General features: G+C 76.9%; 18 protein-coding genes and 1 tRNA gene. 12 read left to right on the top strand and 7 right to left on the bottom strand.

Annotated elements, in window-relative coordinates; translation table 11 throughout:
- Positions 1-1,431: hypothetical protein (locus tag VER05_RS16095; protein ID WP_324846326.1), on the top strand; the 1,431-nt coding region annotated here is incomplete at its 5' end.
- A gap of 56 nt (positions 1,432-1,487) precedes the next feature.
- Here VER05_RS16095 and VER05_RS16090 read toward each other — a convergent pair.
- A tRNA-Arg gene (locus tag VER05_RS16090) sits at positions 1,488-1,560 on the bottom strand.
- A 163-nt stretch (positions 1,561-1,723) separates the two neighbouring features.
- Here VER05_RS16090 and VER05_RS16085 point away from each other — a divergent pair.
- The 7 genes from VER05_RS16085 (at position 1,724) to VER05_RS16055 (ending at position 11,956) form a co-directional block, all read left to right on the top strand.
- Positions 1,724-3,415 (top strand): dynamin family protein, encoded by a 1,692-nt coding sequence (locus tag VER05_RS16085; RefSeq protein ID WP_324846325.1) that lies wholly within the window; start codon positions 1,724-1,726, stop codon positions 3,413-3,415.
- Positions 3,412-4,896 carry a GTPase gene (locus VER05_RS16080; RefSeq protein ID WP_324846324.1) on the top strand — a complete coding sequence of 495 codons (1,485 nt, stop codon included), beginning with the start codon at positions 3,412-3,414 and terminating at the stop codon, positions 4,894-4,896. The genes VER05_RS16085 and VER05_RS16080 overlap by 4 nt, the downstream gene beginning before the upstream one ends.
- A gap of 179 nt (positions 4,897-5,075) precedes the next feature.
- Entirely contained in the window at positions 5,076-5,666 is a 591-nt protein-coding gene (locus VER05_RS16075; RefSeq protein WP_324846323.1) for a single-stranded DNA-binding protein, read from the top strand.
- 134 nt (positions 5,667-5,800) lie between these two features.
- Complete coding sequence (gene ettA, locus VER05_RS16070) at positions 5,801-7,483, top strand: energy-dependent translational throttle protein EttA (protein ID WP_324846322.1); 1,683 nt, start codon at positions 5,801-5,803, stop codon at positions 7,481-7,483.
- 102 nt (positions 7,484-7,585) lie between these two features.
- Positions 7,586-9,673 (top strand): GTPase domain-containing protein, encoded by a 2,088-nt coding sequence (locus VER05_RS16065; RefSeq protein ID WP_324846321.1) that lies wholly within the window; start codon positions 7,586-7,588, stop codon positions 9,671-9,673.
- A complete protein-coding gene (locus VER05_RS16060; protein ID WP_324846320.1) occupies positions 9,670-11,310 on the top strand; it encodes a GTPase in 1,641 nt (546 codons plus the stop codon). The genes VER05_RS16065 and VER05_RS16060 overlap by 4 nt, the downstream gene beginning before the upstream one ends.
- 109 nt (positions 11,311-11,419) lie before the next feature.
- Positions 11,420-11,956 (top strand): thioesterase family protein, encoded by a 537-nt coding sequence (locus VER05_RS16055; RefSeq protein WP_324846319.1) that lies wholly within the window; start codon positions 11,420-11,422, stop codon positions 11,954-11,956.
- 112 nt (positions 11,957-12,068) lie between these two features.
- On the opposite strand, the gene VER05_RS16050 is transcribed toward VER05_RS16055, so the two are convergent.
- Entirely contained in the window at positions 12,069-13,769 is a 1,701-nt protein-coding gene (locus VER05_RS16050; RefSeq protein WP_324846318.1) for an SDR family oxidoreductase, read from the bottom strand.
- Between the two features lie 96 nt (positions 13,770-13,865).
- Here VER05_RS16050 and VER05_RS16045 point away from each other — a divergent pair, with 96 nt between their 5' ends.
- Entirely contained in the window at positions 13,866-14,549 is a 684-nt protein-coding gene (locus tag VER05_RS16045) for an O-methyltransferase (protein WP_324846317.1), read from the top strand.
- Between the two features lie 19 nt (positions 14,550-14,568).
- Here the strand turns inward: VER05_RS16045 and VER05_RS16040 are convergent, their stop codons facing one another.
- From VER05_RS16040 to VER05_RS16030, 3 genes are all read right to left on the bottom strand, one after another.
- Positions 14,569-15,564, bottom strand: coding sequence for a DNA topoisomerase IB (locus VER05_RS16040; RefSeq protein ID WP_414647641.1), 996 nt, complete (start codon positions 15,562-15,564; stop codon positions 14,569-14,571).
- An 89-nt stretch (positions 15,565-15,653) separates the two neighbouring features.
- Positions 15,654-16,547, bottom strand: a complete 894-nt coding sequence (locus tag VER05_RS16035) for an acyl-CoA thioesterase (protein ID WP_414647640.1) — start codon at positions 16,545-16,547, stop codon at positions 15,654-15,656.
- A gap of 75 nt (positions 16,548-16,622) precedes the next feature.
- The gene (locus VER05_RS16030; protein WP_324846315.1) at positions 16,623-17,132 is read right to left on the bottom strand and encodes a globin; all 510 of its coding nucleotides are present in this window, start codon (positions 17,130-17,132) and stop codon (positions 16,623-16,625) included.
- A 144-nt stretch (positions 17,133-17,276) separates the two neighbouring features.
- Here VER05_RS16030 and VER05_RS16025 point away from each other — a divergent pair, with 144 nt between their 5' ends.
- Positions 17,277-17,507, top strand: a complete 231-nt coding sequence (locus VER05_RS16025; protein WP_158373826.1) for a glucose PTS transporter subunit EIIB — start codon at positions 17,277-17,279, stop codon at positions 17,505-17,507.
- Between the two features lie 85 nt (positions 17,508-17,592).
- Here the strand turns inward: VER05_RS16025 and VER05_RS16020 are convergent, their stop codons facing one another.
- Both VER05_RS16020 and VER05_RS16015 read right to left on the bottom strand, forming a co-directional pair.
- Complete coding sequence (locus VER05_RS16020) at positions 17,593-18,603, bottom strand: mechanosensitive ion channel family protein (RefSeq protein WP_324846314.1); 1,011 nt, start codon at positions 18,601-18,603, stop codon at positions 17,593-17,595.
- Between the two features lie 98 nt (positions 18,604-18,701).
- Positions 18,702-20,912 (bottom strand): prolyl oligopeptidase family serine peptidase, encoded by a 2,211-nt coding sequence (locus VER05_RS16015; protein WP_324846313.1) that lies wholly within the window; start codon positions 20,910-20,912, stop codon positions 18,702-18,704.
- A 130-nt stretch (positions 20,913-21,042) separates the two neighbouring features.
- Here VER05_RS16015 and malQ point away from each other — a divergent pair, with 130 nt between their 5' ends.
- Together malQ and VER05_RS16005 are read left to right on the top strand one after the other, a co-directional pair.
- Positions 21,043-23,196: a 4-alpha-glucanotransferase gene (malQ, locus tag VER05_RS16010; protein ID WP_324846312.1), complete on the top strand. Its 2,154-nt coding sequence runs from the start codon at positions 21,043-21,045 to the stop codon at positions 23,194-23,196.
- Between the two features lie 84 nt (positions 23,197-23,280).
- Positions 23,281-23,886 carry a toxin gene (locus VER05_RS16005; RefSeq protein WP_324846311.1) on the top strand — a complete coding sequence of 202 codons (606 nt, stop codon included), beginning with the start codon at positions 23,281-23,283 and terminating at the stop codon, positions 23,884-23,886.
- The last annotated feature ends 205 nt before the right edge of the window (positions 23,887-24,091 follow it).

Genomic DNA, 24,091 nt, shown 5'->3' with positions numbered 1-24,091 from the left:
GCGCCCGCGCGTTCCGCACGGGAACGGCAGCCCCTCCGGGCGGCGTCGAGGCTGCTCTGGCGTGACGCTCTGAAGCGGACGATCGCGTCCGCGCAGTTCGTTGCGGAGCCCTGGAGGCTTCCAAGCTCGGATGCACATGCGATCGTCGGGTCCATGGAACACGAAGACTCGACGCCAGGAGGACTCGACGGGCCAGGCATGTATCCGACGAGCGACTCGGAGAGTCTCACCGCTGAGCAGTGCAGGGAACTGGACTGCTCGATGTTCGAATCAAACGCTCCGGCGTACTGGCGGTCCCGAATCGACATGCTCCTGCGGGAGCCAGCGCCGGTCGATTACTCCGCGGATCTCGCGGCGGAGATCGCGGCCTTGGGGCTGGACCCGCGCATGCTCGCCGACACCCAACCGTCGGAACGTGAACGAGAGCAGCAGCGAGCGCTCGACGCGTTCGCTCTGCGGCAGCACATCGCGGAGTCGCTGGTTCGGCTCGTCCATGGTGTCGTCACAGTCTGGGAGCGCCCTTGCTGGAGTGTGTGGGCTGAGATGGCGTCGAACCGGGACGACGGCGCAGCGCTCGTGAACGTCTTAAGGCAAGTTGAGGAGTCAGGCGTCCCCTTCGACTTGTTCTTGCCGATCGATGAGGCCAACCGCTTCCGCAACGCGCCGCCGGAGGAACTTCTTGACGGCGTACGCATCCACTGGCAGTGGGTCCGCCGCGCCATGGACCTCCTGGTGAACGATCGACTCGACACCAACGCAGGCAACAACAAATTGAAGCATGGATTCGCCGTTCGCCAGCGCGACGACCTGCGAATCGAGTTCGTAACAACGCCACCGAACGAGGACGGGACGATTCCTCTGTCGGCGTTCGAGCGCTCCGTCCCGATCATCGACGCGGTCGCGTTCGAGTTCCTCGAGCGGCTGCCGAAGCGCCACTCGCACGCTGGTTCGTGGGAGGTGACTGTCCTCAACCTGCGACCGGCGCCGCTGCTCGCCGAGGCGCTGATGCTCTCCACGGTGTGGACGTCCGTGTTCGTGGCTGCAGCATCCCGGCATTGGGACGGCCGGGAGGCCGAGGCTCCCACGTACCCTCGGCTACTCGCGCTCGGACCACCGCCCCAGCGCGTAACCCGCGCGGCTGTCGGCCTTCGCCAGTCCTTGACGGCACCGACCAACGGCGCGGCGCCCCGTGGCTTCGTCGTCGAGACACCCGACTCGACCGTGACACTGACACCCACCGGCAGGGGCAAGCGCGGTGTGAATGATGCGACCGCCGACTCACAGGGCGACGCGCGTTACGACCGCGTCGAAGCTGGGATGCTCGGGCCGTGCTCGATGACGGCGCCGCTTCGACCCCTCAGCCGACCTGCCACTGAACGGAGAGTGCTCGACTTCTCGGATCGGCAAGGGCGTGGCTTGCGGACGCGATGACAGCGTGGGTTGACGACGACTATCGGAAGGTCGCCGAGCTAACCATCTCGTCGCGGTGCCCCCAGCAGGACTCGAACCTGCAACCGACGGATTAGAAGGCCGTTGCTCTATCCATTGAGCTATGGAGGCGTCGCCGGCCGCCGCGCGGCGGGCCGCGCGACCGGCGGACCCAGGGTACGCGCCCGCCGCGGCCCGGTCCGGCGGCCCCGCCGGGCACCGCGGGCAGAAGTCGCCGCAGGTCACACGGCGCGCACGTTTGGCCCGCCCCCCGTTCACACGAGAGGATGACGGGGTGAACGTGCAGGCGGAGAGCTCGGCGGCGCGGGACGTCCTCGACCGGCCGCTGGCCGCGACGTCCCTGCTCGACGCCCTGACCGACCTCCTGCGCGACGTCCGGGCCACCGAGTTCCCGCTCGAGGTGCCGGGCGTCGGCGCCGCGCGGGCCTCCCGCACCCGGCTGGTCGACCAGCTCGCGGACCACCTGGTCCCGCGCCTGCGGCAGCTGTCCGCGCCGGCGATCGTGGTGGTCGCCGGGTCGACCGGGGCGGGCAAGTCGACGCTGGTGAACTCGCTGGTCGGGACCGAGGTGACGACCGCCGGCGTGCTGCGGCCGACCACCCGCCGGCCGGTGCTCGTGCACCACCCCGACGACGGCGAGCTGGTCCGCGAGCACCCGGTGACCGACGCGGTGGAGATCGTCGCCTCGGACCGGGTGCCCCGCGGCATCGCGCTGATGGACGCGCCCGACGTCGACTCCGTCGAGGAGGCCAACCGGCGCTCGGCGCACCGGCTGCTCGAGGCGGCGGACCTGTGGCTGTTCGTCACGACCGCGGCGCGGTACGGCGACGCGCTGCCGTGGCGGGTGCTCACCGGCGCGACCGAGCGCGGGGCCTCCGTCGCGATGGTGCTGAACCGGGTCGACCCGGCGTCGCTGCCGACGGTGCGCGGCGACCTGCTGGACCGGCTGCGCTCGCACGGCATGCAGGGGTCGCCGCTGTTCGTGGTGCCGGACCTCGGCCCGCACGAGGGGCTGATGGACCCGCCGCTGGTCGCGCCGATCACGCGCTGGCTGACGATGCTCGCCGGCGCCGACCGGGCGCGCACGGTCGTGGCGCGGACGCTGCGCGGGTCGTTCGCCGCGCTGCGGCCGTGGGTCGACGAGCTGGTGGAGGCGGTGGACCGCCAGGCCGAGGCCGCGACCGCGGTGCGCTCCGCCCTCGAGGACGCCGTGCGCGCGCCGGCCGAGGACGCCCGCCGGACGATCACGCGCGGCGCCGTGGCGCAGGGCGCGGTGCAGGCCCGGTGGACGGAGCTGACCGCGCCGGGCGCGGCGCTCGCGGACGTGGTCAAGGGCGGTGGCCGGGTCGACCGGTCGCGCCGTGCCGGGCGGGACCGCGCGGCCGCGGTCATGCCGCTGGTCCAGGACCTGGTGTCGTCCGCGAGCTCCACGCTGTCCGCCGTCGGCGCCGCCACCGAGACCGCGCTGCGCGACGCGCTGGCGACCGGCCCCGCGGGGGCGACGACGCTCGCGGGCGACTGGTCGACCGCGGACCGGGCGGCGGACCGGCCGCGCGAGGTCGAGCGGGCCGCCCGGGACTGGGTCGGCGGCGCCGTCGAGGTGCTGACCGCCGACGACGCCGCGCCGGCGCCCGCCGGCGAGGACCGCGCCGCGAGGCGCGCCGCCGGGAAGGCCGCCAAGCGGGCCGCCGCCGCGCAGCGCGCGCTCGGGGACGAGGGCCTGGCCGCGCTCGCGCTCGCCTCCGCCGCGGGCCTGGAGCCGGCCGACCGGATGCTGGTCGACCTGCTGGGCGACCGCGGCACCGCTGTGGCCGCGACCCTCCGGGACCGGCTCGCGCAGCACGCCGCCGACCAGGCCGGGCGCGAGCGGGACGCGGCCGTCGCGGTGCTCGACCGCCCGGCGCTCGCACCCGACGCCGCGTCGACGCTGCGGCTGCGGCTGGCCGTGATCAAGGGGCTGACATGACCGACCCGCGCAGCGACACCGCGGCGCTCACCAAGCGGCTGGCCCGGCTCGACGAGGCGCTGGCGGTGGGCGGCGACCGCGTCGACCCGGCCGTCGCGACCCGGGTGCGGGGGATCGGCGACCAGGTGCGGACCCGGCTGGCCCTCGGCGTCGACCACACGGTCGTGGCGCTGCTCGGCGGCACCGGCTCCGGGAAGTCGAGCCTGTTCAACGAGATCTGCGGCCTGGAGTTCGCCGAGGTGGGCGTCAAGCGGCCCACGACCTCCCAGCCGACCGCCTGCGTCTGGGGCGGGGGCGGCGAGAAGCTGCTCGACTGGCTGGACGTGGCGGAGGACCGCCGGATCGAGCGGGAGAGCGCCCTCGACGGCGACACCGAGGCGCCGCTCCGCGGCCTGGTGCTGCTCGACCTGCCCGACCACGACTCGATCGAGGACGCGCACCGCGAGGCCGTCGACCGGCTGCTGCCGATGGCGGACCTGCTGATCTGGGTCGTCGACCCGCAGAAGTACGCCGACGACTCGCTGCACTCCGGCTACCTTCGCGGGCTGGTCGGGCACGAGGGCGCCATGCTCGTCGTGCTGAACCAGGTCGACACGGTGCCCGCGGAGCAGCGGGAGGCGCTGACCGCCGACGTCGGCCGGCTGCTGGCGGCGGACGGGCTCACGGGCGTCGAGGTGCGGACCACGTCCGCGCGCACCGGCGAGGGCGTCGCCGAGATGCGGGACACGCTGGCCGAGGTCGTGGGGCGGCAGAGCCTCGCGGCGCGGCGCGCGTCCGCCGAGATCACCGACGCGGCGCGGCTCGTGCAGGGCGAGGTCGGCGACGCGGAGCCGCCGGCGGACGCGCTCGACGTGACGCCGGTCGCGGTGACGCTCGCGCACGCCGCGGGGCTGCCGGCGCTGGCCGACGCGGTCGCGGCGGTGGTGCGGGGGAGCGCGACGACCGTGCCGGAGCTGGTCTCGGTGCAGGAGGGCGCGGTCGCGCTCGCGCGGGGCCAGTGGACCGACGCCGTCACCGCCCGGCTGCCGCGGCGCTGGGTCGAGGCCGTGCGCGGCGCGCTGGCCGGGACCGAGGAGATCCGGTCGGCCGCCGACGAGGCGCTGTCCCGGGTCGCGGTCGTGACCCGGCGGTCTCGGCTCGCGGTGGCGCTGCTCGTGCTGGCGGTGGTGCTCGCCGTCGGCGCGGTGGCCGCCGCCGGCGCGGGGGCGTGGCGCACCTGGGGCTCGGGCACCGGGCCGGACGAGCTGCTGCGGCTGGGCTGGCCGCTGGCGGCCGGGCTCGCGGTGCTGGCGGCGCTGTGCGCGTGGCTGGCGGTGCGGGCGCGGCGCGCGGCGGCGACGCGGCGGGCGGAGCGGGTGCGGCGGGACGGGCGCGAGGCGCTCGAGGGCGTGGCCCGGCGCTGCCTGGCGGAGCCGACGGCGACCGTGCTCGCGGACCACCGGCGGGTGCGGGAGCTGGTCGCGGGGGCACGCGAGGGCTGAGGGCCCGCGCGGCGCGGCCCGGGGTGCGTGATCGCGGGGCGCCGAGTCCTCCACAGGCGCCGGGGCGTGCGTCGTCCCCAGGTCCGGTGCGGCCGCCGGGCGCGGGCGGTGCGCGGCCGGGCAGCGTCGTGCCCACGGCCGGCCCGCTCGGGCGCCGGCCCCGGGCAGCAGGAGGACGCATGGCGGTCAACGAGCTCACGGTGACGGTGGTCGGCTGGGTCGGCAGCGACCCGGTCCAGTACCTCGGCGACGACGGGCAGGTCCCGTTCACCAAGTTCCGCCTGGCCAGCACGCCGCGGGTGTACGACCGCGACCAGGACGGGTACGTGGACGCCGACACCAGCTGGTTCACGGTCAAGACGTTCCGGCACCTCGCGCTGAACGTCGCGGAGGCGGTGCGCCGGGGCGAGCCGGTGGTGGTGCACGGCCGGCTGCGGCTGGTCGACTGGGCGACGCCGGACGGGCGGTCGCGCACCACCGCCGAGCTGACGGCGGACGCGGTGGGCCACGACCTGTCGCGGGGGACGACGCGGTTCACGCGGACGGTGCACGTGGCGCGCGGCGCGGGCGGGGTCGGCGACGACGGAGGTGCGGGCGACCCGGGCGCGGGGGGCGACGACGGGGCCGGTGCGGGCGGTCCGGGCGGTCCGGGCGGGAACGGGGCCGCGGCGGGGGAGTCGGCGCCGGTCGACCTCAGCCGGGCGGTGGAGCTGCCCGACGACGACCCGCCGGCGGGGGACGTGTCGCCCGCGGAGCCGCTGACGGCCTGACGGTCGCCGCGGCGGCGCGGTCCCCGGGGCCGGGATCGCCTAGGCTGGGGGATCGCGCCGTCGCCCGGCACCCGCGAGGTCGCCCGGCGCGCGCGGACACCGGTACCGACGACCCCGAGGCGGACGAGAAGCCAGTGGCTGAGTTCATCTACAGCATGTACAAGGCGCGGAAGGCGCACGGCGACAAGGTCATCCTCGACGACGTCTCGCTGAACTTCCTGCCCGGCGCCAAGATCGGCGTCGTCGGGCCGAACGGCGCGGGCAAGTCGACCATCCTCAAGATCATGGCCGGGCTGGACCAGCCCTCCAACGGCGAGGCGCGCCTCAGCCCCGGCTTCACGGTCGGCATCCTCCAGCAGGAGCCGCCGCTGAACGAGGAGAAGACCGTCCTCGGCAACGTCCAGGAGGGCGTCGCCGAGATCAAGGGCAAGATCGACCGGTTCAACGAGATCTCCGCCCTCATGGCCGAGCCCGACGCCGACTTCGACGCGCTGCTCGCCGAGATGGGCCAGCTGCAGGAGGCCATCGACGCCGCCGACGCGTGGGACCTCGACGCCCAGCTGGAGCAGGCGATGGACGCCCTGCGCTGCCCGCCGCCGGACGCCGACGTGTCGGTGCTGTCCGGTGGTGAGCGCCGCCGCGTCGCGCTCTGCAAGCTCCTGCTCGAGAAGCCCGACCTGCTGCTCCTCGACGAGCCCACCAACCACCTCGACGCCGAGAGCGTGCTCTGGCTCGAGCAGCACCTCGCCACGTACCCCGGCGCCGTCCTCGCGGTCACCCACGACCGGTACTTCCTGGACCACGTCGCGGAGTGGATCTGCGAGGTCGACCGCGGCCGGCTGTACCCGTACGAGGGCAACTACTCCACCTACCTGGAGAAGAAGGCCGCCCGCATGGAGGTGCAGGGCAAGAAGGACGCCAAGCTCGCCAAGCGCCTGAAGGACGAGCTCGAGTGGGTCCGCTCCTCGGCGAAGGGCCGCCAGGCCAAGTCGAAGGCCCGCCTGGCCCGCTACGAGGAGATGGCGGCGGAGGCCGACCGGACCCGCAAGCTCGACTTCGAGGAGATCCAGATCCCGCCGGGCCCGCGTCTGGGCAGCGTCGTGCTGGAGGCCGAGAAGCTCGAGAAGGGCTTCGGCGACCGCGTCCTCATCGACGGCCTGAGCTTCACGCTGCCGCGCAACGGCATCGTCGGCGTCATCGGCCCGAACGGCGTCGGCAAGACCACGCTGTTCAAGACGATCGTGGGCCTGGAGCCGCTCGACGGCGGCTCGCTCAAGGTCGGCGAGACGGTGTCGGTGTCCTACGTCGACCAGTCGCGCGGCGGCATCGACCCGAAGAAGACGCTGTTCGAGGTCGTGTCCGACGGGCTCGACTTCATCAAGGTCGGCAACGTCGAGATGCCGTCCCGCGCCTACGTCGCCTCGTTCGGCTTCAAGGGCCCGGACCAGCAGAAGCCCGCGGGCGTGCTGTCCGGCGGCGAGCGCAACCGCCTGAACCTCGCGCTCACCCTCAAGCAGGGCGGCAACCTGCTGCTGCTCGACGAGCCCACCAACGACCTCGACGTCGAGACCCTCGGCTCGCTGGAGAACGCCCTGCTGGAGTTCCCCGGCTGCGCCGTCGTGGTGTCCCACGACCGGTGGTTCCTCGACCGGGTGGCGACGCACATCCTGGCCTACGAGGGCACCGAGGAGAACCCGGCGAGCTGGTACTGGTTCGAGGGCAACTTCGCCTCCTACGAGGAGAACAAGGTGTCGCGCCTCGGCGCCGACGCGGCTCGGCCGCACCGCGTGACCTACCGCAAGCTCACGCGCGACTGAACCACCCCGCACCACCCGCGCCGGCCGCCGCTCCCCACCCGGGAACGGCGGCCGGCGCGCGTCCCAGGGCGGGTGGCGGCCGCGGACGGCAGGATGGGCGGCATGGCCGACGACACGCCCCCGCCCGCCGCCGGCGCGGTGACCGGCGCGGTGACCGGCGCGGACGCCGCGCTCGCCGACGCCCTGGACCGGCTGCGCGCCCGGCTCCGCGACCTCGCGCTGCCGCTGGACGCCCCCGGCGCCGCGCAGGCGCGCTCCGACCGCCGGGCGGCCCTCGACCAGCTCGACGACTACCTGCTGCCGCGGCTCCGCTCGGCGGGGGCGCCGCTGCTCGTCGTGGTCGGCGGGTCGACCGGGGCGGGCAAGTCGACGCTGGTGAACTCGCTGCTCGGCGAGCGGGTCAGCGACCCCGGCGTGCTGCGGCCGACGACGCGCTCGCCCGTGCTGGTCCACCACCCGCTGGACGGCGGCTGGTTCGCCGGCGACCGGGTCCTGCCGGGGCTCGCGCGCCTGGCGGGCGACCGGGCGCCGGGTGCGGACCCGGCCGCCGAGCCGGGCGCCGCCGCGGTCCGGCTCGTCCCCAGCCCGGCGCTGCCCCGCGGCCTCGCGCTGCTGGACGCCCCGGACGTCGACTCCGTCGAGGAGGCGAACCGCCGGCTCGCGGCCCAGCTGCTCGCCGCCGCCGACCTGTGGCTGTTCGTCACCACCGCCGCGCGGTACGCCGACGCGGTGCCGTGGGACCTGCTGCACACGGCCGCCGAGCGGCACGCCCAGGTCGCGCTCGTCGTCGACCGGGTGGACCCGGGCTCCGAGGCGGCGGTGGAGGACCTGCGCCGGATGCTCGACGCGAACGGGCTGGCGGCCGCGCCGCTGTTCCCCGTCGCGGAGGGCGTCGGCCCGGACGGCCTGCTCCCGGAGGAGGCGGTCGGCCCGGTGGCGGCCTGGCTGTCGGACCTCGGCGGCGACGCGGCCGCCCGGCGCGCGGTGGCGGTCGCGACGCGGGACGGCGTGGTCGACGACCTCGCCCGCCGCGGGCTCGCGCTCGCGCAGGCGGCCGACGACCAGGTGGTGGCGGACACCCGGCTGCGGGACGCCGTCGCGCGCGCCTACGCCGAGGCGGCCACGCAGGTCGCGGCGGCGACCTCGGACGGGGCGATGCTCCGCGGCGAGGTGCTGGCCCGGTGGCAGGAGCTGGTCGGCACCGGTGACCTGCTGCGGTCCGTCGAGCGCGGCGTGGGCCGCGTGCGGGACGCGGTCGTCGGGTTCGTCCGCGGCCGCCCCGCCGCCCAGGCACCCGTCGAGCAGGCGATCGCGCACGGGCTGGCCGCCGTGGTGCTGGACGCCGCGGACGCCGCTGCCGAGCGCACGCACGCCGCCTGGCGCGGCGACCCGTCGGGCGCCGGGCTGCTGCCGGACCTCGGCCTGTCCCGGTCGTCGGCCACGCTGCGGGCCGAGGTGGACCGGGAGATCCGCGCGTGGCAGGCGGACGTGCTGGCGCTGGTGGGCGAGCAGGGCGCGCAGCGGCGCGGCACCGCCCGGGCGCTGTCGTTCGGGGTGAACGCGCTCGGCGTCAGCCTCATGGTGCTGGCGTTCGCGTCGACGGGCGGGCTGACCGGCGTCGAGGTGGGCATCGCCGGCGGCACGGCGGTCGTCGCGCAGAAGCTGCTGGAGGCGGTCTTCGGCGACGACGCGGTGCGCCGGCTGACCGGGGAGGCGCGGGAGCGGCTCGACGCACGGGTGCGCGACGTGCTCGCGGGCGAGGCCGCGCGGTACACGGCGCAGCTCGACGCGCTGGTGGTGTCCGGCGGGTCGGCGCTGCGCGGGGCGGCGACGGCGGTGGCGGACGCGGCGCGGGCGGAGCGCGCGGGCCGCGCGGGCGAGGCGGCGGGGCCGGCGGCGGGCGACGCGGCCGGGCCGGCGGCGGGGGCGACCGCCGGGGCGACCGCGAGCCTGCGCGGCGCGGACCGGTGGCGCGCCGCGGCGGGCGGCGCCGGGCCGGGCCGGACCCCGGGCGGCGCGGGCGGCACGTGGCCGGGCGCCGCGGGGAGCACGCGCGGCGGCGGGGGCGTGGCGGGCGCGGGGACGCACGACGCCGGCGGCCGCGACGCCGACGCCGACGCCGACGCCGCCCGCGACCGCCCGCGCGGCGGGTTCTGGCGGCGGCTGCTCGGCCGGGAGGACCGCGGATGAGCGTCCCGCTGCACGACCGGGTCGCCGCGCTGGCCGCGGCGCTCGACGCGGGCGAGGGCCGGCTGCCCGCGGAGGTGGTCACGGACGGCCGGGCGGTGCTGGCCCGGGTCGGCGAGCGCGCGGCCCTGTCCGCCGAGCACACGGTCGTCGCGCTGGCCGGCGCCACCGGCTCGGGCAAGTCGTCGCTGGTGAACGCCCTGGTCGGCGAGGAGGTCGCCCGCCCGGGCGTGCAGCGCCCGACGACCGGCGAGGCGCTGGCGGCGGTCCGCGGGCCGGGCGCCGACCCGCTGCTCGACTGGCTCGGGGTGCGGCGGCGGCACGGGCTGCCGGCCGGGCCGGGCGCGGCGGGGTCGCGGCTGGTGCTGCTCGACCTGCCGGACCACGACTCGGTCGTCGAGGCGCACCGGCTGCGGGCGGAGCACCTGATCGAGCGGGTCGACCTGCTGGTCTGGGTCGTCGACCCGCAGAAGTACGCCGACGCGGCGCTGCACGAGCGGTACCTCCGCCCGCTGGCCCGGCACGCGGAGGTCGTCGTGCTGGTGCTCAACCAGGCGGACCGGCTCGGGCCCGCCGAGGTGGACGCGGTGCTCGCGGACCTCCGGCGGCTCGCGGCCGCGGACGGGCTGCCGGGCGTGCGGACGCTCGCGGTCTCCGCGCGCACCGGCGACGGCGTGCCCGCGCTGCGGGACCTGCTCGACGACGCCGCGGAGCGTCGCCGGGTCGCCGTCGCGCGGATGACGGCGGACGTCGAGGTGGCGGCGCGCCGGGTGCTGGACGCGTGCGGCGCGGCCCCCGGGCGGCGGCGCGGCCGGGACGACGCCGGCCTGCCCGCGCTGGCGGACGCGCTCGCCGACGCCGCGGGTGTGCCCGTGGTGGTCGAGGCGGTGCGGCGGGCCGCGGTGCGGCGCGCCTCGGCGCGGGCCGGGTGGCCGCCGGTGCGCTGGCTCGCGCGGCTCCGGCCCGACCCGCTGCGCCGGCTGCACCTCGCGACGGGGTCCCTCCCGGGGCGCCGCCGGGGCCGGGGCGGCCCGGCCGACGACGTCGAGCCGGGCGCCGTCGAGCGCACCTCGCTGCCGCCCGCCGGGCCCGCCGCCCGCGCCGCCGCGTCGTCGGCCGTGCGCCGGTACGTCGACGGCGCCGCCGCGGACGCCCCGGACGCCTGGGCGCTGGCGGTCCGGGACGCGGTGGGGTCCGCCGACCTGGCCGAGGACCTGGACCGGGCCGTCGGGTCGACGACGCTGCTCCCCGACCGGCCGGGGGCGTGGGTGCGGGTCGCCGGGGTCGTGCAGTGGGTGCTGCTCGCGGCGGCGGTCGCCGGGGCGCTGTGGCTCGCGGCGCTCGCCGGGCTGGCGTACCTGCAGCTGCCCGCGCCGCGCACGCCGGAGTGGGGGCCGTTCCCGGTGCCGACCGCGCTGCTCGCCGGCGGGCTGCTCGCCGGGGCGCTGCTGGCGCTGCTGGCGTCGGTGCTCGCGCGGCTGCGGGCGCGGGGCCGGGCGCGCGCGGCGCGGGCCCGGCTGCTCGCGGCGGTGACCCGGGTGGCGCGGGACCGGGCGGTCGACCCGGCCGGGGCGGTGCTCGCGGACCTGGCGGCGTGCCGGGACCAGGCGCGCCGGGCGGCGGGGGACCGGGGCCGCTGACCGCGCGTGCGGCCGACGCCACACGCGCGCCGCGCCCGCGCACGCCGCGACGAGGGGCAGGATGCTGGGGGCGCCACCCCGCGGCGCCGCACCGAGGAACGGGGGACGCATGACCAGGCTCCGGGTGCCGGTCCAGCTGCGCTGGTCCGACATGGACGCGTACGGGCACGTGAACAACGTCGAGCTGCTGCGGCTGCTCGAGGAGGCGCGCATCGAGGCGTTCTGGGCGCACCCCGCGCCCGCCGACCTGCTGGGCGACAGCTCGGCGCCCGCGCCCGCCGGCCCGGCCGACCGCGAGACCTGGCCGACCGCCGTGCTCGACGCCGGACCGGGCGCGCGCACCGCGACGCTCGTCGCCCGGCAGGAGGTCGAGTACCTGCGCCCGCTGGGCTACCGCCGCGCGCCGGTCGTCGTCGACATGTGGATCGGCCACCTCGGCGGGGCGAGCATCGACGTCTGCTACGAGGTGCACGACGCGTCCCCGGACGACTCCGGCGCCGGCCCGGGCCCGTACGCCCGCGCGGTGACCACGCTGGTCCTGGTGGACGCCGCGAGCGGCGCGCCCCGCCGCATCGGCGAGACCGAGCGCGCGGCGTGGCTCCCCTACGTCGAGGACGCCCCGACCTTCCGCCGCCGCGCCCGCTGACCCCGGCCCGCCCTTCCCCCGCCGAGATAGGACCTCCGCGCCGAGATAGGGCCGCAGACGGTCCTATCTCGGCGTGACGGTCCTATCTCGACGCCCGCGGCCTGCGACACGATCAGCGCGGGAGGTCGCGGCGCGCGCGCTCCGCGGTCTCCGCCGCGCGGGCGATGTTGCGCTGCATCCCGCCGAACACCACCCCGTGGAACGGGTACACCGACCACCAGTACAGCTGCCCCAGCAGCCCGTGCGGGTGGAACACGGCGCGCTGCGCGAACCGGGTCGGCGGCGTGGTCCAGCGCTCGGGCGAGACGTCGGAGGGCCGGGCGGTGGCGTCGGCGTCCTGCGCCGCCGGCCGCGCGGGCTCGTCGCCCTCGGGCTCCACGCGCAGCTCCAGCCACGCCAGCCCGGGCAGTCGCATCTCGGCGCGCAGCCGCAGCAGCCGGCCGGGCTGCACCTCCTCGACCCGCCAGAAGTCCACCGCGTCGTCGACGACGAGCCGCCGCGGGTCCCGCCGGCCGCGGCGCAGGCCCGGCCCGCCGACGACCCGGTCCATCAGGCCCCGGACCCGCCAGGCGAGCGACCACGAGTACCAGCCGCGCTCGCCGCCGACGGACTCCAGCACCCGCCAGAGCGCCGCCGGGGACGCGTCCACCTCGACGGAGCGCGCGTCCTCGTAGAGGGAGCCGCCGGCCCAGTCCGGGTCGGACGGCAGCGGCTCGGACGGCGCGCCGGGCACGCCGGCCGACGACCAGCGCGTCGTCACGTCGGCCTCGCGGATCCGGGCGAGTGCGAGCCGCAGCGCCCGCGGGAACGAGATCAGCCCCTCCGGCGGGTCCGGCACGTGCTGCGCGATGTCGTGCTCGTCGCAGACGACCTCGTGCACCAGCGACTCGACCAGGGGCCGCGCGATCCCGGACGGCACCGGCGTGACGAGCCCGACCCAGTGGCTCGACAGCCGGGGCGTCAGCACGGGCACCTTCACGATGATCCGCCGCGGCAGCCCCGCCGCCTTCGCGTACCCCTGCATCATGTCGCGGTAGGTCAGGACGTCCGGCCCGCCGATGTCGAACTCCCGGCTGACCTCCGGCGGCATCGACGCCGAGCCGACGAGGTAGCGCAGCACGTCCCGCACGGCGATCGGCTGGATCCGGTTGTCCAGCCACTTCGGCACGGTCATCGCGGGCAGCCGCTCGGTGAGGTACCGCATCATCTCGAACGACGCCGACCCCGAGCCGAGGATCACGGCCGCGCGCAGCACCGTCGTCGGGACGCCGGAGGCCAGCAGGATCTCGCCGACCTCCTTGCGCGACGCGAGGTGCGGGGACAGGTCCTCGGTGTCGGGGGACAGGCCGCCGAGGTAGATGATCCGGCCGACGCCGGCCTCGCGCGCCGCGGCGCCGAACACCAGCGCCGTGTGCCGGTCGCGCTGCTCGAACCGCCGGCCCGAGCCGAGCGAGTGGATCAGGTAGTAGGCGACGTCGGTGCCCTCGAGCGCCGCGCGGATCTGCTCGGGCTCGGCCGCGTCGGCCTGGGCGACCTCGACCGCGTCGTACCAGGGCCGGCCGCGCAGCCGCTCGGGCCGCCGGGCGATCGCGCGCACCCGGTAGCCGGCCGCCAGCAGCTCGGGCACGAGGCGGCCCCCGACGTAGCCGGTCACGCCGGTGACGGCGACGAGCGGCGCGTCGGGGCGCAGGCGCCCGTCCGGGCCGACGCCGGGGACGATCCCGGTCAGGGAGGCGGCCACCGGCTCGGGGAGCAGGTCGTCGGCGGTGGGCGCGTCCGCGCTCGGGCTGGTCACGGCGGGGTCATCGGGCACGTCCGCAGTCTCCGACGCCCCCGGGCGACCCGCATCTGCTGGGGCGGGTGGTTCGACCCCGTCCCGGATCCCCGGGCGCGGGTGCATGATCGGACCATGGGCGAGCACGGGTCGGGGGAGCAGGGCTGGGCCGCGGTCGACGCGTACCTGGTCGAGGAGCTGGTGCCGGAGAGCGCCGCGCTGGTCGCGGCGCGGGACGCCGGCCGCGCGGCCGGGCTGCCGGCCATCGAGGTCGCGCCGACGGAGGGCCGGCTGCTGTGGCTGCTGTGCCGGATCGCGGGCGCGCGGCGGGTGCTGGAGTTCGGCACGCTCGCCGGCTACAGCACGCTGTGGTTCGCCGACGCGGTGGGGCCGGACGGCCACGTGACCACGCTGGAGATCGACCCGGCGCACGCCGCCGTGGCGCGGGACAACTTCGTGCGGGCGGGCGTCGCGGACCGGGTGCGGCTGGTCGAGGGGCCGGCGGTCGACTCGGTCGAGGAGCTGGTCGCGCAGGGCGAGGACGCGTTCGACCTGGTGTTCATCGACGCCGACAAGCCCAGCAACGCGCGCTACCTCGACCTCGCGGTGCGGCTGGCGCACCCCGGCACGGTGATCGTCGTCGACAACGTGGTGCGCCGGGGCGAGGTGGCCGACGCCGCGTCCGACGACCCGCGCGTGGTCGGCTCGCGGGAGGTGCTGCACGCGCTCGGCACGCACCCGCGCCTGGACGCGACCGCCCTGCAGACGGTCGGCGCGAAGGGCTGGGACGGCTTCGCCCTGGCCCGCGTCCGGGACTGACGCCCGAGGTCGACGGCGGTCAGGACAGCAGCGCCAGGGTCTCCTTCTCCGCCACCGCCTGGGAGCGGGTCGGGCGGATCGTGCTGCCGTGCGACCACAGCTCGACGACCCGCGGGTCGATGTACGACGCGCGGCACACCGCCGGGGTGTTGCCGAGCTCGTGCGACACGGCCTTCACCACGGTCGCCACGACCCGGCGCCGGCCCCGCTCCGACTTCGGCGCCTCGCCCGCCGCCGCCAGCCCGCGCGCCGCGAGCACCGTCGCGTGCCAGGTGCGGAAGTCCTTCGGGCTGGCGTCGTCCCCGAGCCGGTGCTTGACGTCAGCACCGACCTCGGCGCTGGTGATGTCGTGCCAGCCGTCGTCGTCCCGCCACGCGAGCAGCTCGGGCCCGCCGCCACGGCGGCGCAGCAGGGTGCCGACCAGGTCCGCCACCTGCTCGTCCTCCACCACGACGTCCCGGATCTGCCCCGACTTGGCCGGGTAGTGGAACCGCACCGCCGTCGCGGCGCCGTCGTCGTCCGCCAGCACCTGCACGTGCTCGCGACGCAGCGTGGCGAGTCCGTAGGAGCCGTTCCGCTGCGCGTAGCCCTCGCCGCCCGCCCGGAAGTAGGCCAGGTCGAGCAGCCGGAACGCCAGGGCGAGCGCCTTCGCCCGCGGGAAGCCCGGCAGCGCGAGGTCCCGGCGCACGGAGCGGCGGGCGGCCGGCAGCCGCCGGGCGACGTCGAGCACGTGATCGTGCTTGAGCCGGTCGCGGCGCCGGCGCCACTGCTCGTGGTACAGGTACTGCCGCCGCTGCGCGTCGTCGAGCCCGGCCGCCTGGATGTGGCCGTTGGCCCAGGGGCTGATCCACACGTCCTGCCACGCCGGCGGGATGGCCAGCGCGACGATCCGGTCCAGGTGCTCGACGTCGGTGATCCGCGTGACGCGGTCGACGTCGAGGTACGAGAAGCCCGTGCCCGCGCGTCGCCGGGTCCACCCCGGGGAGTCGATCCTGACCCGTCGCAGCCTCACCACCGGGACACTGTGCACCGGGGCGCGGGGCCCCGCCAGCGGAGCGCCTGAGCCGTCAGGGAGCCGCCGACACCGCCGGCCGCGGGGACCCGTCAGGCCGCCGGGACCCGGACCATGCCCTCCTGCGCGATCGTGGCGACGAGCGCGCCCGACCGGTCGAACACCCGGGTGCTGCCCAGCCCGCGGCCGCCCTGCGCCGACGGGCTGTCCTGGTCGAACAGCAGCCAGTCGTCGACCCGCACGTCCCGGTGCCACCACATCGCGTGGTCGAGGCTCGCGACCGACAGCCCCGGCGTGAGCCAGGACAGCCCGGCGCGCCGGAGCACCGGCTCGAGCATGATCTGGTCGCACGCGAACGCGAGCAGGGCGCGGTGCAGCAGCTGGTCCGCCGGCACGGCGCCCTTCGCGCGCATCCACACCCGCTGCCGGCCCTCGGGCGTCGGGGCCGGGCCGAGGTAGAGCGAGCCGCCGACGTGCCGGACGTCGAACGCGCTCTCGTGCGTCCAGAACCGGGCGACCGGGTGGTCCAGGTGGCCCATGCGGTCCATCGCCGACTCGACGTCCTCGGGTGCCGGGACGTCGGGGGCGGGCTCGGTGTGCTCGACCCCGGGCTGGTCCTCCTGGAAGGACGCGATCATCGACAGGATCGGGTCGCCGTCCTGCGCGGCGTGCGTCCGCCGGGCGGAGAACGACCGGCCGTCCCGCAGCCGCTCGACGCCGAGCTCGATCGGCGTGCCGACCTCGCCCGCGCGCAGGAAGTACCCGTGCAGCGAGTGCGGCAGCCGGCCCTCGGGCACGGTGCGGCCGGCCGCGACCAGCGCCTGCGCGATGACCTGGCCGCCGAACACCCGGCCGCCGGGCTTCGGCAGGCTCGCGGCGGTGAAGGCGTCCGGGCCGGCGCCGGGGGCGACGTCGAGGACGGCGAGCAGCGCGGTGATGGGGTCGGTGGCGGGGGCGGCGGGGGTCGCGGGGGCGGCGTCGGTCACGCGGGCCAGCGTCTCACGGCTGCCGGGGCGCGCGGTGCCGGGTCGTGCGCCGGGCCAGCCCCCGGGCCGCGCCCCTCAGCGGCTCGCGGTGTTGACCAGCGAGTGCGCGGCGCGCTCCAGGTAGTCCCACAGCGTCGCCTCGTACAGCGGGGCCAGACCGAGCGCGTCGACCGCCGCGCGCATGTGCCGGAGCCACCGGTCGCGCGCGTCGACGTCCACGGCGAACGGCATGTGCCGCATCCGGAGCCGCGGGTGCCCGCGCTCCTCGGAGTAGGTGGTCGGGCCGCCCCAGTACTGCTCGAGGAACATCGTCAGCCGGCGCTTCGCGGGGCCGAGGTCCTCCTCGGGGTACATCGGCTGCAGCACCGGGTCGGTGGCGACGCCCTCGTAGAACGCGTCGACCAGCCGGGCGAACGTCGCGTGCCCGCCGACGGCCTCGTAGAACGACTCCCGGCGGCGGGCCTCGGAGCTGCCCTCGGGCGCCGGGGCGAGGGCGGCCGCGGGCGACGGCGTGGGCGCGGCGGCGCTCAGCGGCAGGGACGGGCCGGCCGGGCGGGGCGCGGGGAGCGGCGGCTGCTCGGTCATGGCGACAGTCTCGCACCGCGCGCGGCGCGGTCCGGGCGTCGCACCGGGTCGCGGGGCGCCGCGCGGACTAGGCTGGTCGTCAGGCGACCGCCCGCGCGGGTGGCCGCGGGGGCAGTCCGGCAGAACAGCACGACGGGGGTTCCATTGAGCAAGGCAGAGCAGATCCTGGTGGCGCTGGGCGGCGGCGGCAACGTCGTCGACCTGGAGCCCTGCATCACGCGCCTGCGGGTCGAGGTCACCGACCCGCAGCGCGTCGACGAGGACGCCCTCAAGGCGACCGGCGCGTTCGGCGTCGTGCGCTCCGGGCGCATCGTCCAGGTGATCGTCGGCCCCGAGGCCGACAACCTGGCCGCGGAGCTCGACGGCCTGCGCTGACGCAGACCGCCCCGCAGACGACGACGGCCCCGGCCGCACCGACCCCCGCGGGGGACCGGTGCGGCCGGGGCCGTCGCGCGTCGCGTCAGTCCGTCGTCGGCTCGTCCGTCGCCGACACCCGCTCGCGGTGCGCCTCGAGCGCTTCGCGCTGCCCGGCCAGCGGGATGTCCGCGGCCTCCAGCGCCTCGCGGACCGCGGTGCGCAGCGCGCGGGCGACCGCCCACTGCCGCGCCGGGGCGGTGCGCTGCACGAGCTTGACGGTCACCGCGTCGAACGAGAGGTCCTCGGCGGTGGTCACGGTGGCCGCGCCCTCCATCGACGGGCCGAGCGCCGGGTCCTCGGCGAGGCGCGCCGCCGCGCCGACCAGCACGTCGCCCACCCGGTCGAGGTCCGCGAAGTAGTCGACCTTCACCTCGACGACGGCGTTCGCCCAGCCCTGGGTCTTGTTGCCGACCCGCAGCATCGACCCGTTCGGGACGTACCAGAGCGTGCCGTCGGCGTCGCGGATCTTGGTCACGCGCAGGCCGACCGACTCGACGGTGCCCTGCGCGGGCCCGACGTCGACCACGTCGCCGACGCCGTACTGGTCCTCGAGCAGCATGAACATGCCCGACAGGAAGTCCTTGACCAGGCTCTGCGCGCCGAAGCCGAGCGCCACGCCGACGATGCCGGCCGACGCGATGAACGGGGCGATGTTCACGCCGACCTGGTCGAGCACCGACAGCACCACGATCGTGCCGATGACGATGCCCGCCGTGGACCGCAGCACCGAGCCGATGGTGCGGGCGCGCTGGGTGCGCCGGGCGTTCGCGATCGGGTTGACCTTGCGCAGCGCGGCGGCCACCTCGGTGCCCCCGAGCGGCTTGGCGATGCCGCGCTGGAGCAGGGACGTGCCGTCGGCGATGTGCTCGGTGACGGCCTTGATGAGCCGCCGGACGACCAGCAGGGCCACGACGCCGATCACGACGATGATCGCGATGCGCAGGCCGGGGCCGAGCAGCCAGTCGACGAGCGCGTTCGCGTTGTCCGCGAGCTCGGCGCCCGGGTCGTCGCCCGCCGCGGCCGGCGCGAGGGAGGGGAGGGACGAGAGGATCACCGGTCCACGCTAACGAACGCGCGGGGGCGGTCGCGCGCCCCGCACGCGGCCCGCACGGGACCCTCACACGGTCCCGGGCGGGCGCGCGCCCGGCGTCGTCAGCGCGCGGCGAGCCCCGTGCGGTCGGCGACGAACTGCAGCTGCTCGACCGTCAGGGCCACCGTGCGGGACAGCGCCCGCCCGCCGTGCCCGACGCCCTTCTCGCGGCGGACCAGCACCGGCGCCTCGTCGAGCGGGGCGGACGTGGCGGCCTGCAGCGCCGCGCCGAGCTTGCGGGCGTGCAGCGGGTCGACCCGGGTGTCGCCGTCGAAGATCGTGAACAGCGTCGCCGGGTAGGCGGTGCCCTCGACCACGCGGTGGTACGGCGAGTAGGACAGCAGCCAGTCGAGCTCGCGCGGGGTGTCGGCGTCGCCGTACTCGTCGCTCCAGGTCGTCCCGAGGCCGAACCGCTGGTAGCGCACCATGTCGAGCAGCGGGGCCGAGCACACCACCGCGGCGAACGTCTCCGGGTGCTGGGTCAGCGCGGCGCCGACCAGCAGGCCGCCGTTCGACCCGCCCCAGCACGCGAGCCGGTCGGTGGTCGTCCAGCCCTCGTCCACGAGCAGCCGCGCGACCGCGTGGAAGTCGTCGAAGACGTGCTGCTTGTGCCCGCGGCGCCCGGCGCGGTGCCACTCCTCGCCCTCCTCGCCGCCGCCGCGCAGGTTCGCGACGACGTACACGCCGCCGGCCTCGACCCACGCCAGGGTGGTCGCGGAGTAGGCCGGGTCCAGCGAGATCTGGAAGCCGCCGTAGCCGTAGAGGATCGTCGGCGCCGGGGCGAGCGGCCGCCCCTCGGCGTCGAGCGCGTCGGCGCGCGCGATGACGAAGGCGCGGACCTCGGTGCCGTCCGCGCTGGTGGCGACGACCCGCTGCACGCGGACGTCGGGCAGGTCGGCGACGGCCCCGGGGGGCGCGGCCCACAGCGTCGTCGTGCCGGCCTCGGCGTCGTACCGGTGCACCTCGGTGACCGTCGTGTGGTCGGTGTACGAGAACCAGACGTCCGCGCCGCCGTCGGGCCGGGTCACGAGACCGCCGATCGAGCCGAGCCCGGGCAGGTCGACGGTGCCGGCCCCGCCGGGCAGCCGCTCGCCCGTCGCCGGGTCGTGCACGGTGACCTCGCTGACCGCGTGCCGGCGCCACGCCGCCACCAGCCGCCGGGGCGCGCTGTCGTCCCCGCCGCCGTCCGTGACCGCGACGTCCTCCAGGACGGCCTCCGGGTCCTCCGCGAGCAGGGTGCGCCAGTGCGGCACGCCCGGCTCCTCGGGGTCGGCGACCGCCAGCCGGCCGCGGTCGGCGTCGAGCGTGGTGTGCACGTAGAGCCGCCCGTCCCGGCCGACCCACGCGGCGACCTCCGCGTCGTGGCCGACGGCGACCTCGCGGAACGCCGGCACCGCCCCCGGCCCGGTCGCGTGCAGGTCGGCGATCCACACGTCCGTGCGCGGCGCCGTGCCCGCCGACGCGGAGACGACGAGCCAGCGGCCGTCGCGGGACACCGAGACGCCGTAGTAGTTCGTCATCTCGAGGCCGTCGCCGAACACCTCGAGGTCCTGCGCCGCGTCGGTGCCGACCACGTGGCGCCACACCCGGCGGTGGTACTGCTTCTCGCCCTCGGGCAGCTGGTCGGGCGCGAGCCGGCGGACGTAGAAGAACGACCCGCCGCCCGGCTCCCAGGCGACGGGGGAGTAGCGGGCCCGGTCGACCGGCCCGTCCACGAGCTCGCCGGTCGCGACGTCGAGCACGTGCAGCACGCTCTCCTCGGTGCCGCCGTGCGACACCTGGTAGGCGAGCAGGTCGCCCTCCTTGCTGGGCTGCCACGCGTCCAGCGTGGTCGTGCCCGCCGGGTCGAGCGTGACCGGGTCGACGAGCACGCGCTCCCGCTCGGCGCCGGGGGCGTCCGGGTCCGGCTCGGCCACGACCACGACGGCGTGCTCCTGGTCGCCCGTGCGGCGGGAGAAGAACCGGCGGTCGCCGCGCCAGGCCGGGGCCCCGACGAAGCCGGCGCCGAGCAGCGCCCGCAGCCGCTCGGTCAGCGGGCCGGTCGCGAGCGGCCCCTCGGCGAGGTCGCCCGACGTGACCCGCGCGCGGTACGCGGCGTACAGGTCGTCCTGGGCCGTCGACCAGGCCTCGGTCTCGGCGTCGTCGGCGTCCTCCAGCCAGCGGTACGGGTCGGCGACGGCGCGGCCGTGCAGGTCCTCGACCAGGTCCAGGCGGCGGGCGGCGGGGTAGCCGGGGGCTGCGGCGGCGGGCGTGGCGGCGGGCTCGGCGGTCATGCGCGCCACCCTACGACCCGGCCCGGCACCCACCGCGAGCACCCGGCGGGGCGCGGCCCGGCGGGTCCGCACCGCCACCCACCAGCGCGGCTGCCCGGCGTGAGTGCTGCCCCTCTGGCAGGATCGGCGTGTGGCCGAGCACACACCCCCCGAGTCCCTGCTGGACCTGGCGCGGGCGCACGGCGTCGCCACGGAGTTCCAGGAGTTCAACGGCGGGATGCGCGACGTCGCCCCCGCCACCCTGGTCGCCGTCCTCGGCGCGCTGGGCGTGGACGCCTCGACGCCGGAGCGGGTCGAGGTCGCCCTGCGGCACGCCGAGGACGTCCCGTGGCGCCGGGTGCTGCCGCCGGTCGTCGTGGTCCGCCAGTCCGACGCCGTCCAGGTCCCGGTGCACGTCACGCACGGCGACCCGGTCCGCGCCTGGGTCGAGATCGACGGCGCCGAGGGCCGCGGCCGGCGCGCCGCCGGGGCCGTGACGGAGCGGGTCGAGCTGGAGCAGGCCGACGTCCTGGTGGAGCCCCGCACGGTCGACGGCCGCGAGATCGGGCGCGCGACGTTCGTGGTCCCGGCGGGGCTGCCGCTCGGCTGGCACCTGCTGCGCACCTCCGGACCGTCGGGTGAGGCGGCGAGCCCGCTGGCGGTCACGCCCGACCGGCTCGCGCTGCCCGCCGCGCTGGACGAGAAGCGCGCCTGGGGCCTGATGGTCCAGCTGTACTCGGTGCGCTCGCGGGCGTCCTGGGGCGCGGGGGACCTGCGGGACCTCGCCGACCTGGCGTGGCTGTCGGGCCACGAGGCGGGCGCGCAGTTCCTGCTGATCAACCCGCTGCACGCGGCCGAGCCCGTGCCGCCGCTGACGCCGTCGCCCTACCTGCCGACCACGCGCCGGTTCGTGAACCCGCTGTACCTCCGGGTGGAGGACGTCCCCGAGACGGCGTACCTGTCGTCGGCCGACCGGGCGCTCGTCGAGTGGTCCGCCGAGCAGGCGCTGGCGCTCGACGCCGACGAGGGCCCGATCGACCGCGACGTCGTGTGGGCCGCCAAGAAGGCCGCGCTGGAGGTCGTGTTCGCCGCGCCCCGGTCGGCCGCCCGGCAGTCGGCGTTCGACGACTTCCGCCGGCGCGAGGGCCGCGGGCTCGAGGACTTCGCGCTCTGGTGCGCCCTGGCCGAGCAGCACGGGGCGCCGCCGTGGCCCGCCGACCTGCGCGACCCCGCCGCGCCCGGCGCCCTGCGCGCCCGCACCGAGCTCGCCGACCGGGTGCGGTTCTACTGCTGGCTGCAGTGGCTGTGCGACGAGCAGCTCGCGACCGCCCAGCGCACCGCGCACGAGGCGGGCATGTCGATCGGCGTCATGCACGACCTGGCGGTCGGGGTGCACCCGGAGGGGTCGGACGCCTGGGCGCTCGGCTCGGTGCTGGCCCGCGGCGCGTCGGTCGGCGCCCCGCCGGACATGTACAACCAGCAGGGCCAGGACTGGTCGCAGCCGCCGTGGCACCCCGCCGAGCTGGAGCGGGTGGCCTACCGGCCGTACCGGGACATGCTGCGCACCGTGCTGCGGCACGCGGGCGCCGTGCGGATCGACCACATCATCGGGCTGTTCCGGCTCTGGTGGATCCCGCAGGGCAACAGCCCGGCGGACGCGACCTACGTGACCTACGACCACGACGCGATGATCGGCATCCTCGCGCTCGAGGCGCACCGCGCCGGCGCGGTCGTCATCGGCGAGGACCTCGGCAACGTCGAGCCGTGGGTCCGGGACTACCTGCTGGACCGCGGCGTGCTCGGCACGTCGATCCTGTGGTTCGAGAAGGACGCGGACGGCCGGCCGCTGCCGCCCGAGGACTACCGCCGGCTCGCGCTGTCCTCGGTGACGACGCACGACCTGCCGCCGACGGCCGGCTACCTCGCCGAGGAGCACGTCGTGCTGCGCGAGCGGCTCGGGCTGCTGACCGAGCCCGTCGAGCAGGTGCGGCGGGCGGCGCGGTCCGAGCGGGAGGCGATGCTGGCGGCGTTGCGCGACCGCGGGCTGCTGGGCGACGACCCCAGCGAGCGCGAGGTCGTCGAGGCGCTGCACCGGTACGTGCTCCGCACGCCGAGCGTGCTCGTCGGGGTCTCGCTCGCCGACGCCGTCGGGGAGCGCCGCGCGCAGAACCAGCCCGGGACCGACCAGGAGTACCCGAACTGGAAGGTGCCGCTCGCCGACGGGGCGGGGCGGCTGGTGCTGCTGGACGACCTGTTCACCAACGCGCGGCTGCGCTCGCTCGCGGCGGTGCTGGCGGAGGGCTGAGGCCGACGGGGCGTCGGGCGGGGCGGCGTCGGACAGGGCGGCGTCGGGCCGGGGCGGCGTCGGACCGCTCGCTAGGCTGCCCCGATGACCACCTGGCCCCCGCGGCGCGTGCGCGTCGTCGGCAACTCCGGCGCCGGCAAGACGACGTTCGCCCGCGCGCTCGCCCGGCGCCTCGGCGTCCCGCACCGCGAGCTCGACGAGGTGTTCTGGGGCCCGGGCTGGGTCAAGAAGGACCCGGAGGTCGCGCGCGGGATCCTCCGGGAGTTCCTCGACGGCGCCCCCGGCGGCTGGGTCGTCGACGGCAACTGGAACGACGTGCGGCGGGGGCTCGCCGACGACGTGGACGCCGTCGTGTGGCTCGACTACCCGCGGGCGCTCGTCATGGCCCGTGTCGTGCGGCGGACGCTGGCGCGCTCGGTGCTGCGCCGGCCGATCTACCACGGCAACACCGAGTCGCTGGCGTCGCTGGTGCGCACCGACCCGGAGGAGAACATCGTGCTGTGGTCGTGGACCGAGCACGCGGCCTATCGGGAGCGGTACCGGCGCCTCGCGGCGACGGGGACGGTCCCGGTGGTGCGCCTGCGCACCCCGCGCGCGGCGCGTCGGTGGCTGGCGGCGCTCCCGCCCGCGCCCGCGGCGCCCGCGCCCGCGGCGTCCGCGCCCGCGCCCGCCGAGCGCTCGCCGAGATAGGACCGCCGCGCCGAGAGAGGGCCGCAGACGGTCCTCCCTCGCGCGGCGGGCCCTATCTCGGCGACTGCGCGCCCGACCCCCGGGCCGTCGGCGTCGAGATCGGTGCTTCGGCTCGAGATCGGTGCGTGCACGCACCGATCTCGAGCCGAAGCACCGATCTCGCCCGCCCCGCGCCCGCGGTGCGCCTCCCCGGGGACGACGACGC

This window comes from Cellulomonas sp., assembly GCF_035634735.1.
Lineage (GTDB): Bacteria > Actinomycetota > Actinomycetes > Actinomycetales > Cellulomonadaceae > Cellulomonas.
The sequence above is the reverse complement of the archived record's forward strand: the minus strand, read 5'-3'. Positions and strand labels throughout refer to the sequence as shown.